Annotated in this window: 8 protein-coding genes; 3 read left to right on the forward strand and 5 right to left on the reverse strand. The window is 40.9% G+C overall.

The window, feature by feature from the left end:
* Nucleotides 1-10: 10 nt before the first annotated feature.
* Genes BST97_RS00580 through rlmD form a run of 3 tightly spaced genes read right to left on the reverse strand, consistent with a single transcriptional unit; the run spans nt 11 to nt 2,649 of the window.
* Nucleotides 11-667 carry a DUF6048 family protein gene (locus tag BST97_RS00580; RefSeq protein WP_245833614.1) on the reverse strand — a complete coding sequence of 219 codons (657 nt, stop codon included), beginning with the start codon at nt 665-667 and terminating at the stop codon, nt 11-13.
* 19 nt (nt 668-686) lie between these two features.
* Nucleotides 687-1,226: a DUF6452 family protein gene (locus BST97_RS00585; RefSeq protein ID WP_157111362.1), complete on the reverse strand. Its 540-nt coding sequence runs from the start codon at nt 1,224-1,226 to the stop codon at nt 687-689.
* A gap of 4 nt (nt 1,227-1,230) precedes the next feature.
* Complete coding sequence (rlmD, locus tag BST97_RS00590; protein WP_085765421.1) at nt 1,231-2,649, reverse strand: 23S rRNA (uracil(1939)-C(5))-methyltransferase RlmD; 1,419 nt, start codon at nt 2,647-2,649, stop codon at nt 1,231-1,233.
* 309 nt (nt 2,650-2,958) lie between these two features.
* Between rlmD and BST97_RS00595 the strand changes: the two genes are divergently transcribed.
* Nucleotides 2,959-3,321, forward strand: a complete 363-nt coding sequence (locus BST97_RS00595; protein WP_085765422.1) for a CoA-binding protein — start codon at nt 2,959-2,961, stop codon at nt 3,319-3,321.
* Here BST97_RS00595 and BST97_RS00600 read toward each other — a convergent pair whose 3' ends face one another.
* Nucleotides 3,322-3,816, reverse strand: a complete 495-nt coding sequence (locus BST97_RS00600; RefSeq protein ID WP_157111363.1) for a hypothetical protein — start codon at nt 3,814-3,816, stop codon at nt 3,322-3,324.
* 124 nt (nt 3,817-3,940) lie between these two features.
* Between BST97_RS00600 and BST97_RS00605 the strand changes: the two genes are divergently transcribed.
* The gene (locus BST97_RS00605) at nt 3,941-6,640 is read left to right on the forward strand and encodes a reprolysin-like metallopeptidase (RefSeq protein ID WP_085765424.1); all 2,700 of its coding nucleotides are present in this window, start codon (nt 3,941-3,943) and stop codon (nt 6,638-6,640) included.
* Nucleotides 6,641-6,711: 71 nt separating this feature from the next.
* Here BST97_RS00605 and BST97_RS00610 read toward each other — a convergent pair whose 3' ends face one another.
* On the reverse strand, nt 6,712-9,273 hold the full coding sequence (locus BST97_RS00610) for an ATP-dependent Clp protease ATP-binding subunit (RefSeq protein ID WP_085765425.1): 2,562 nt from the start codon (nt 9,271-9,273) through the stop codon (nt 6,712-6,714).
* A gap of 269 nt (nt 9,274-9,542) precedes the next feature.
* Here BST97_RS00610 and gyrA point away from each other — a divergent pair, with 269 nt between their 5' ends.
* The gene (gene gyrA, locus BST97_RS00615; protein ID WP_085765426.1) at nt 9,543-12,071 is read left to right on the forward strand and encodes a DNA gyrase subunit A; all 2,529 of its coding nucleotides are present in this window, start codon (nt 9,543-9,545) and stop codon (nt 12,069-12,071) included.
* The last annotated feature ends 10 nt before the right edge of the window (nt 12,072-12,081 follow it).

Below are 12,081 nucleotides of genomic sequence, written 5' to 3' on the forward strand. Positions count from 1 at the left end.
ATTGATCGATTTACTTTTTATAAAGTGGAATGCGGTACAAGATTCCGTAAGAGTAACCCGAACCCACATTTCCATTGTCATAAGTCCTACCAAAACCGGGAACGTAGAGGTTGTCGAAGCCGTCTGGAATGGTTTCCGTAATCATTCTGCGCAACTGTATGTTTGCCACGAGATAGAGGTTATTTAATACCTCTACTTTAATCCCGGCATGTAATTCAAACCATACCGCACTCAACCCGGTAGTTTCTTGGTTGGTAAAGACATCTCTTGATGGCAGGTAAGTATTATCTGTGTTGTAGCTGTATCGTTTCAGAGTCTGGCTCATGTTTGCATAACCTAGTCTTGCTCCCGCATAGATCATGTTATCCATTTCCAGCCAATTATCGTAAAAATTATAATCGATACCCGCTTTTAGAAAACTACCATTGGTTTCAAAATCAACGCGCTCGTAACTTTCATCAAAAGTTTCATTACCTAGTTCTGCTGCAAAATAGATGTCATCAGTAAAGCGATAATCACCCATGATTTGAAATCCGGTATAACGATCATCCAGCACGGTGCGGGCTAGGCTTGCTGCATCTATACCCACGCGCAAACCGTATTTTTTCTGAGTGCGTAAGCTGTCTACGGGTTGCTCTACTTCTTGTTGCGCACTACAGAGACTCATTCCCGATAAGATTAAAAGACTAGTGAAAAATCTCAACATGCACTTCATTTCTATTGTTAACGGTACTGTCTATAACCTCTGTTTCAATAATCCAAGGTTGATTAGGAATTTCTTGTTGACGACTTGCTTGTAGGTCATTATAATTCACTTTGAAACCGCAGGCTCTGCTTACAAATTCATCTTGTCTCGTGTAGGAAAAATTGAGCCGGTCTATATTGAAGCCGTCTTCCTCATTATCGGTTTCGAAATCGTAAATGGTCTGGTCATCAAAATTTCGTAGTGGAATGTAAACAGTATCGGCCATTTCAAGTGAAGTGCTGCCCTCAAAATCCAGTGGTGCATATTCCGAAGCTCCTAAAACCCTCACTCTTAAATTTTCAACCGGTTTTACCGTATCAGGGTTCAAAAAATCTTTGAACACAACAACCATTCTGGATGAGGTTTCTTGATCTGGTGTACAAAGATCATCGCGCTCGCAACCGCTGGAAGCGAGGAGAAAAACAAAAAGAGTAAAAAACAGTAATTTATTCATCGGAACGGGTGAAGGCAACTTGGACACAAATCTAATTTTTAAGTTGCAGTAAAACCACATTTTCTACGTGATGTGTTTGCGGGAACATATCTACTGGTTGCACTTTTTGTATCTCGTATTTTTCTGCCAAAATCTCTAGATCACGGGCTTGTGTCGCACTGTTACAACTCACATAAACTATGCGTGGTGTCTCTAGTCGCAAGATTTCTGCAACGACATCTTTGTGCATACCATCGCGAGGAGGATCTGTGATGATTATATCAGGAGCGCCATGTTGATTGATAAAATCAGCGGTGAAAACATTTTTCATGTCTCCATCCACAAACGCGCAATTGTCTATTTTGTTATGTTTTGCGTTGCTGATCGCATCTTCTATGGCTACTGGAATGGCTTCTATTCCTACGACTTTCTTAGCTTTTTTAGCTACAAACTGAGCGATGGTTCCTGTTCCTGTATATAAATCGTAAACGAGCTCTTCTCCTGTCAACCCTGCAAAATCTCTCGTGATTTTATAAAGCTCATAGGCTTGTAAACTGTTGGTTTGATAAAAACTTTTTGCGCTGATTTTGAATTGGAGTCCTTCCATTTCTTCAAAAATGTGATCCCTGCCGTGATAGAGTACGACATCTTGATCGTAAATGGTGTCGTTTGCTTTCTCGTTAATGATGTACTGCAAAGAGGTAATTTCAGGAAACTCATTCTTTAGATGTTCCAGCAGTTTTTCTCGATCCTCTGGGCGGTCTTCAAAAAATTGAATCACCACCATGTTTTCGCCTGTCGAACTCATGCGCAACATCAAGGTACGTAGCATGCCCTCTTTGGTTCTAGGGTTAAAGTAGGGTAGGTTTTCCGCTTTCGCGAAAGCGTGAACTCCCAGCCTAATACGCTCTCCAATTTCAGGGTGAAGGTGACACTCATCCAGATGAAGGATCTTGTCCCACATTCCCGGAATATGAAAACCCAGCGCGTTTTTGTTCTCAATTTCACGATCGCTTTGAATCTCTTCCAGCGTGAGCCATCTGTTAGCCGAAAAGCTGAACTCCATCTTATTGCGATAATGGTACGTGTTTTCAGAACCAGCGATAGGAGTGATTTCTGGAAGGTCTAGATGGCCTATACGTCTCAGATTTTCAGAGACTTCCTTCTGTTTGAAATGCAGTTGATGTTCATAAGCCATGTGCTGCCACTTGCAGCCACCGCAAACGCCAAAGTGTTTACATACAGGCTCTGTTCTGCGCTCTGACTTCTTAATGTAATTGGTAACCTTGCCCTCGTAAAAAGATTTCTTCTTTTTGAAAGTCTGTATATCCACCACATCACCGGGTACCGCATCAGTCAGAAAGATGACTTCGCCGTTCTCGGTTTTTGCGACACTCTTTCCTCTAGAACCAGCATCTACTACTGGGACGTTTAGAAATGTTTTTTGGGCTCTTCTCCTACGTTTTGACATGCTGCAAAATTAAGCAAACCATACTCGCTGTCGCGACTTTTGAAATGGGATCAATTCTACTGTAGATGCAATTGAATTTATAATCATTTTGTAGTCCGTAAATGAACCTTTTGCAAAACAAAATCCCAAGCCTGCAAGCCTGGGATTTCTAAATCGTATCATAACACTAACCATTAATTATGAAAATACGATTGTGGTAAGGTTTTTCTTTTTCATAAAAACTTAGATCAATCAAATAAATCATGAGAACTTACCTCTCTCTATTAAAAAGACGATACCTTTATCAAATTGTTACAGTAAAAATGCTAAATGTCTAAGAAAACCCTCGTTTTAGGAGCGTCGTTAAAAGAAGTAAGATATTCTAATATGGCAATCAGGCGGTTGCGACAGAATAATGTTGAAACCGTAGCGGTAGGATTGCGAGAAGGCAGCGTTCTGGATGTTGAAATCGATACAGAAAATGTTCCTTATAAAAACATTCATACCGTAACGCTCTATCTCAATCCCACGAGACAAGAACCGTTTTACGATTACATACTTTCCTTGAATCCTTCACGAGTTATTTTTAATCCGGGAACGGAGAATCCTGAGTTTTACAAAATATTGGGTGATGCAGGAATCGAGGTTGATGTTGCGTGTACGTTGATTTTATTGAGCTCAAATCAATATTAATCAATCAAGTAGCACGGTAAGCTCATTCAGTTTAAGTTCAGGTTGATTTAAAGTTAGATTGAGATAGGTTTTTCCGTCTTGTTTTTTGATGCTCACCAGTACATCATCTTTAACGTGGTACAAATCCTGACCGCGATAGTTACCTATTCTCCCGTATAACAAATTAATCTTAAAAGTGCTTTTTTGAGCCGTGATTTGGTTTTCTATCACCGTTAGAGGCAAGAAATATTCCTCACGGTAGGGAGAATCAGCGATGGATGGGTCTTGGTTTTGGTCAAAAAGTATTTTCAGCTGGCGAGCACCTTCTTGCTGTTGAAGTTCTACATAACTTTTACTGAATTGATCCCTCTTTAATATGTATCGCTCATTTTCTAACACCTCTGTTTTACAGATTCCAGAGCTAGGACAATTCATGACCTGGGGCTGTTTGATGTTCAAACTAGAACAAGAATAAGTAAAGGTCACGAGAAGCCAGAATATAAGTAAAAAACGCATTAATTTCAATTTGTTCAAATAAATGTAGTGCTTTATCGAGAGTTTCGCTTTCGCGAAAGCGAAATTCTTAAAATTGCTACCGAAAATAGGAGATTACCGTATTTTAGGCGGCAAATTCCTCTAAATGTTTAAAAAGTTAATTTTTGGAACCTTGCTTTTAGCGTCAATTACGATAAACGCACAAATAAAACAGTTATGGTTCCCGTCCCAGATTCAAATTGATCAGCAAGATCTTAGGATAACTAAATCAGAGCCAGTAAAATTCCAGCAATTTATCCTGGACTTGTCTGGAATGGCGCAGCAACTGGAGTTTGCTAATGGCTTAGATCAAGATTCAAATCCCGTGGAACTTAAACTACCTACCGTTGCTGGGGAAAAGATATTTCTAATTAAAGAATCTAGCGTGATGGAAGATGCATTGCAAAATAGATTCTCTTCTATTAGAAGTTATAAAGGTACTAGTAAAGACGGTAGAGGTGATGTCGTTAGAATCAATATAAGTCCCTTCTCTTTTCACGCTGTAATTCAATCCATTGAAAATGGTCTACAATATATTGACCCTATAGACAAGGCTGGAAGTTTTTACAGATTATATAGCGTGGAAAGTTTGACTTCCCGAGGAGATAATGCAGTATGTCACTGGGAGGACGATGGATTGTCTCAAAGGTCGACACAACCGCAGACTACCGTATTAAATGCAAATGACAGTCAATTAAGGACCTATCGAACGGCGATTAGTGCCACAGTTGAATATTCCAGATTTCAATTCTTACAAGCAGGCTTGACTGTCGCCTCACCAGATGCTGATCGTCTAGCGGCGGTCTTGGCAGCTATTAATGTTACGCTCGCTCGGGTGAATAGTATCTATGAGAGGGATCTCGCAATTGAATTAATACTAGTAGCAAACAACGATCAGATTATATTTCTAGACACCGACAATTTGAATAACAACAGCGCGGGAATTGTTATCGATCAAAATCAAACTCTGATCGATAACGTAATAGGCTCTGCTAATTATGATGTAGGTCACATTTTTACTACAGGTGGTGGAGGTCTAGCTAGTTTAGGTAGCGTTTGTAATAGCCAGCGTAAAGCGCAAGGTGTTACTGGCAGGCCAGACCCTGTGGGAGATCCTTTTGATATTGATTTTGTAGCGCATGAATTTGGTCATCAATTTGGAGCAAGACACACTTTCAATGGTAATACTGGTAGTTGTCAAGGAGGGAACAGGAGTGGCTCAACAGCTTATGAACCTGGAAGTGGATCTACGATCATGGCCTATGCGGGAATTTGTGCACCTCAAAATGTACGACCCAATTCTGATGCTTACTTTCATCAGGCAAGTTTGAGGGAGATCTGGAGCTTTGTAAATCAAGGTGGCTTCTGTTCAACAGAATTGACAATTTCAAACGACCCTCCCACAGCTGAAGCTGGAGCGAATTTTACAATACCTGTAGGAACACCTTATCGTCTAACAGGTAGTTCTACAGACCCACAGGGAACGGCTTTGCATACCTACACCTGGGAGCAATATGATTTAGGACCTTCTGGATTACCTGATGGGAATAGTACAACTGGACCTTTGGTCAGATCTTTTGAAGGAACACTTTCCCCTACACGTTATATACCCAGACTTGAAGATGTAGTAGCAAGTGGTGGAAATTCTACAGAGTGGGAAAAATTACCTGAGGTCACTCGTGCCATTAATTACAGACTTACGGTAAGAGACAATGACGCTAGGGGAGGGCAAACCGCAGTTGATACAAAGCAACTGATCAGTGTAACGGCGGCGGGACCTTTTTTAGTAACCTCTCAAAACGCATCGGGAACTATTTGGCTGCCAGGTGCTCAAGAAACCATTACTTGGGATGTGGCAAATACTGATTCAGCTCCTATCAATTCTTCATTAGTAAATATTCTATTATCTACAGATGGTGGAGCTAATTTTGATACCGTTCTAGCTGCCAATACTCCTAATGATGGCTCAGAATCTATAACGGTACCCAGTAACATCGTTGCGCCGTTTTGTAGAATAATGGTTGAAAGTGTAGATAATATTTTCTTTAACGTTAATCAAACCGATTTCAGTATCAATGCTGAGGTGATCACTACCTGTAATACTTATGATTCTGGGGCGGTAAATATTGCCATACCTGATCGTGTCAATGGCCAAAACATTCAAGGAGTTGCTAATGTTATAACAGTAGGCCCATCAGTAATATCTACAGATGTAAACGTTTCAGTAGATATTAATCATACCTATATAGGTGATTTGATTGTAGAAGTGACTAATCCTGATGGGGTAACATCGAGATTGTTCAATCTTCAGTGTAATGACACAGATGATCTTATGGTCACGTTTGACGATCAAGGATCTCCATTTGATTGTAATAACAGTACGACAGGAACTTACGTACCCGCACAACCTATAGATCCTCTAGTGGGAAGTGATGCTCAAGGTAACTGGACTATGGTAATGGGTGATGCAGCGCCAGGTGATTTAGGAACTTGGAATACATGGTCTGTTGAGATTTGTTCTACTGAAGTGAGAGCGTTGAGTTCAGAATCTTTTGCTCAAATAGACTCATTTAAAGTTTATCCTAATCCATCTTTAGGATCTTTTACCATTACATCTTCTCTGTTTTCAAGAAGTTCTTCTCAATTAAATCTATATGATTTGAGTGGTCGACAGGTTTATGCTCAAAACATGACCGCGCAGACTTCTCAAGATGTGAATCTTCCTAGTCACATTTCCTCAGGACTCTATGTACTGGAATTGACTGATGGTGACACAAAGGAAAGCTTGAAAATCGTTATAGAATAAAACATAACTTCTAAAGCAATAAAAAAGGAGAGCTCACCAGCTCTCCTTTTTTATTGAAGCAAGAATTGTAATTAACTTTCTTGCGATGTTTCAGACCCTTTTTTGATATCGATCTTGAGTTCATTGCTGTTTTCATCCAGATCCATATGAATTGAGTCACCCTCGTGTAATTGACTATTTACAATTTCCCCTGCAAGAGCGTCTTCTATATACTTTTGGATAGCTCTTTTGAGTGGCCTCGCACCATATTGCTGGTCAAAACCTTTATCAGCGATATAATCTTTAGCTTTATCGGTAAGTGTGAGGTTATATCCTAAGTCTTTGATTCGAGCAAAAAGTTTCTCAAGCTCAATATCGATGATTTTGTGTATGTCCTCACGCTCAAGTGCGTTGAAAACAATCACATCATCGATACGATTCAAGAATTCAGGAGCAAAGGTTTTCTTCAAAGCAGACTCGATTACGCCTCGAGCATTTTCTCCTGCAGCACTTTTTCTTGCAGCAGTACCAAAACCTACACCAGAACCAAAGTCCTTTAATTTTCTCGCACCCACATTTGATGTCATAATAATTACCGTATTCCTGAAATCAATTTTGCGACCTAGGCTATCGGTTAAATAACCATCATCTAAAACCTGTAAAAGCATGTTGAATACATCTGGATGCGCTTTCTCAATTTCATCTAATAGTATTACTGAATAAGGTTTTCTGCGTACCTTTTCTGTAAGTTGACCACCTTCTTCATATCCTACGTATCCAGGAGGTGCTCCTATTAATCTTGAGATTGCAAATTTCTCCATGTATTCACTCATGTCAATTCTTATGAGCGAATTCTCAGAATCAAACAGTTCGCTAGCGAGAATCTTAGCGAGTTGAGTCTTACCCACACCAGTTTGACCTAAAAAGATGAAGGAACCGATGGGCTTGTTGGGATCTTTCAATCCAGCGCGGTTACGTTGTATAGCTTTAACAACTTGCTTCACGGCAGGTTCTTGACCTATTACTTTATCACCTATAATGTCACCGAGGTTGCTCAATTTCTTGAGTTCTTTAGTGGCAATACGGCTCACTGGAATTCCAGACATCATGCTCACGACTTCAGCAACGTTTTCTTCTGTTACCGTGTCCTTGTGAAGTTTAGACGCCTCTTCCCATTCCGCTTGAGCTTCGGCAAGTTGCTGTTCCAGCTTCTTCTCGTCGTCTCTCAGTTTTGCGGCCTGCTCATATTTCTGTTTTTTAACCACATTGTTTTTCTCGATCTTGACTTCTTCCAGTCTTTTCTCGATTTCAACAATCTGATCGGGCACTTCTATGTTGGTGATGTGGATGCGAGATCCGGCTTCATCGAGTGCATCAATCGCCTTATCTGGTAAGAAACGATCGGTTAAATATCGATTAGTCAATTTTACACAAGCCTCAATCGCCTCTTGTGTATATTCCACATTGTGGTGATCTTCATACTTAGCCTTAACATTATTAAGAATCGCAATTGTTTCCTCAACTGATGTAGGCTCCACTATCACTTTTTGGAATCTACGTTCCAGAGCACCATCCTTCTCAATACTGTTTCTATACTCATCTAGGGTTGTGGCGCCTATGCATTGAATTTCACCACGAGCAAGCGCAGGTTTAAACATATTTGATGCATCTAAGGAGCCTGCAGCCCCACCAGCTCCCACGATCGTGTGGATCTCATCTATAAAAAGAATAATGTCATCATTCTTTTCAAGCTCGTTCATAACAGCTTTCATGCGCTCTTCAAACTGACCGCGGTATTTAGTACCAGCAACTAGGCTAGCGAGATCAAGTGTAATGACCCGCTTGTCAAATAGCATGCGAGAAACCTTGCGCTGAACGATACGCAATGCGAGACCCTCAGCAATAGCACTTTTACCCACACCTGGCTCTCCTATTAGCAGTGGATTGTTCTTTTTACGACGGCTCAAAATCTGCGATACTCTTTGTATCTCCTCATTTCTTCCCACTACTGGATCGAGTTTGTCATCCTCAGCCATGCGTGTGAGGTCTCTACCAAAATTATCCAAGACCGGAGTTTTTGATTTTTTATTGGTTTTTTTATCTCCAGATCCGCCGAAGAGATTTTCCTTGCCTCCGTCTTTTCCAGCATCTCCTTCCTCTTCACTAAAGGATTGCGCTAGCGGTTGATCCTCACCATAATTATCATCGCTGGAAATCATGGCCTTGAATTGCTCTTTAGAATTGTCATAATCTACATTTAGCTTATTGAGAAGCTTGGTAGTAGGATCATTTTCATTTCTAAGAATACATAATAAGAGGTGAGCCGTGTTGATTGAAGTGCTCTGAAAAAGCTTAGCTTCTAAAAAAGTAGTTTTTAATGCGCGCTCTGCCTGTCGCGTAAGGTGCAGGTTTTTCTTCTCGTTGATGAGATTTTGAGGGTTAGGGTTAGCCGGACTCAAAATCTCTACTTTGCGTCTCAAATTATCCAGATCAACTGATAATTGATTCAAAATATCGATAGCCTTACCGTCTCCATCTCTCAGTACTCCCAGCATTAAATGTTCAGTTCCTATGAAGTCGTGACCCAGCCTCAGCGCTTCTTCCTTGCTGTAGGCGATCACATCCTTTACTCTTGGTGAAAAATTATCATCCATGTTTCTTTCTTTCTAATAACGTAATAAAGGTAAACATTCAAAAAGCATTCCGTATATAAAATGATGATAATAGTGTTCTCGCTTTCGCGAAAGCGTGCTCAAAAAAGTCCTTGTAGTCACACATACCGCCCGAGATTGAATTTATCCACAGTACATGTTGAAAAATGTTAATAAAAACAATGTGATAAACAGCATAAAGCTGCGTAAATACTGGCGATTTCAGTAAATTGCTTTCTGTTAAAATTTTATATCAATAAATCTGATTTTAGATGGCAGATGGAGAGAAGTTAATCCCGATCAATATCGAGGATGAAATGAAGTCAGCGTACATCGATTACTCGATGTCAGTCATAGTGTCACGTGCGCTGCCAGATGTGAGGGATGGTTTAAAGCCGGTTCACAGACGCGTACTGTACGGTATGTATGAGCTAGGTGTCCTTTCAAATAGAAGTTATAAGAAAAGTGCAAGAATCGTGGGTGAGGTTTTAGGTAAGTACCACCCGCACGGTGATACCTCAGTTTATGATACCATGGTGCGCATGGCCCAAGAGTGGTCATTGCGATACATGATGGTTGATGGCCAGGGTAACTTCGGTAGTGTCGACGGAGACCCGCCTGCAGCAATGCGTTACACAGAGGCGCGCATGCGCAAGATCTCTGAAGAAATGCTGGCTGACATAGACAAGGAAACGGTAGATACTCAGCTCAACTTTGACGATACGCTATCTGAACCTACTGTTTTACCTACTAAAATTCCTAATTTATTAGTCAACGGAGCCAGTGGTATCGCTGTGGGTATGGCGACTAATATGCCGCCGCACAACCTGAGCGAGGTAGTGGATGGTACTATAGCTTATATCGACAACCACGATATCGAGATTGACGAATTGATTCAACACATCAAAGCACCTGATTTTCCGACAGGTGGTATTATTTACGGTTACGATGGCGTGAAGGATGCCATGCATACCGGCCGTGGTCGTGTTAAGATACGCGGTCGAGTCAGAATCGAAGAGGTGAAGGGAAGAGAGTGTCTAATTGTAGATGAGCTGCCTTATCAGGTCAACAAAGCTGACATGATCAAGAAAACAGCTGATTTGATCAATGATAAGAAACTGGAAGGAATTGCGTCAATCAGGGATGAATCTGACCGTAAGGGGATGCGTATCGTTTACGTTTTAAAGCGTGATGCCATTCCTAACATCATTATCAATAAGCTGTATAAGCACACGGCGCTGCAATCCAGTTTTAGCGTCAACAATATTGCGCTGGTAAAAGGAAGGCCGCAATTGCTGAACATCAAGGAAATGATTCACCATTTTGTGGAACATAGACACGATGTAGTAACTCGTAGGACGACCTATGAATTGCGCAAGGCAGAAGAGCGTGCCCACATTTTAGAAGGCTTGATCATCGCAAGTGATAATATTGATGAAGTTATCGCCTTGATTAGATCCAGTAAGAATGGAGAAGAAGCCCGTGAGAAGTTGATCGAACGATTTGATTTGTCTGAAATTCAAGCCCGAGCAATCGTGGAAATGCGATTGAGACAGCTCACCGGTCTTGAGCAAGATAAACTGAGAACGGAGTATGAAGAACTTCTCAAAACGATAGAAGATTTAAAAGACATTCTTGCCAGAAAGGAGCGTAGGATGGCGATTATCAAGGAGGAACTTCAAGAGATGAAGGATAAATATGGGGATGAGCGTCGTTCTCATATTGAATATGCCGGCGGTGACTTGAGTATTGAAGACATGATTCCAGATGAGCAGGTAGTTATCACTATTTCTCATGCAGGGTATATCAAGCGTACCAGTCTTTCTGAATATAAAACTCAAAATAGAGGAGGAGTAGGTCAGAAGGCCAGTACTACCCGAGATGAAGACTTCTTAGAAGATTTGTTTGTGGGTACGAACCACCAGTACATGCTATTCTTTACGGAGAAAGGAAAATGTTTCTGGATGCGAGTTTATGAGATTCCAGAAGGTAGTCGTACTTCAAAAGGTCGTGCAATTCAGAACTTGATCAACATTGAGCAAGATGACAACGTTAAGGCGGTTATTTGTACTCAAGATATTAAAGATGAAGAATACATCAACAGCCATTATGTCATTATGTGTACTAAGAAGGGTGTTGTGAAGAAGACCTCGCTTGAGCAATATTCACGCCCTAGGACAAATGGTATTAATGCGATTACCGTGCGCGATGGTGATATGCTTCTTGAAGCAAAATTGACTACTGGTGATAGCCATGTAATGTTAGGTGCAAAGAGTGGTAAAGCCATTCGTTTTGACGAGTCTAAGACTCGACCTATGGGTCGTAATGCCAGCGGTGTGCGAGGAATCAAACTAGCAGATGAGAATGATGAGGTGATCGGTATGGTGTCTGTAAATGATATGGACTCTAATATTCTAGTGGTCAGTGAGAAAGGTTACGGTAAACGCTCGAGCTTAGAAGATTATCGTGAGACCAACCGTGGAGGAAAAGGAGTTAAAACGATTTCTGTCACTGAAAAAACCGGTGGTCTGGTAGCTCTGAAGAATGTTACTGATAAAGATGGTCTTATGATCATTAACAAATCAGGTGTTGCCATAAGAATCAATGTTGCAGATTTAAGAGTTATGGGACGTGCCACTCAGGGAGTTCGCTTAATAAATCTCAAAGGCAATGATTCTATTGCCGCTGTTGCAAAAGTCGTAAATGATGCAGACGCAGATGAAATCGATGAAAACGGAGACATCATCGTAGATGACCAAAACAAAGATGGCGCGGTTCCTGCAGATGATAGTGAAGAATAATTAAAAATGA

Source organism: Nonlabens spongiae (assembly GCF_002117125.1).
In the GTDB taxonomy this organism is placed as follows: Bacteria; Bacteroidota; Bacteroidia; order Flavobacteriales; family Flavobacteriaceae; genus Nonlabens; species Nonlabens spongiae.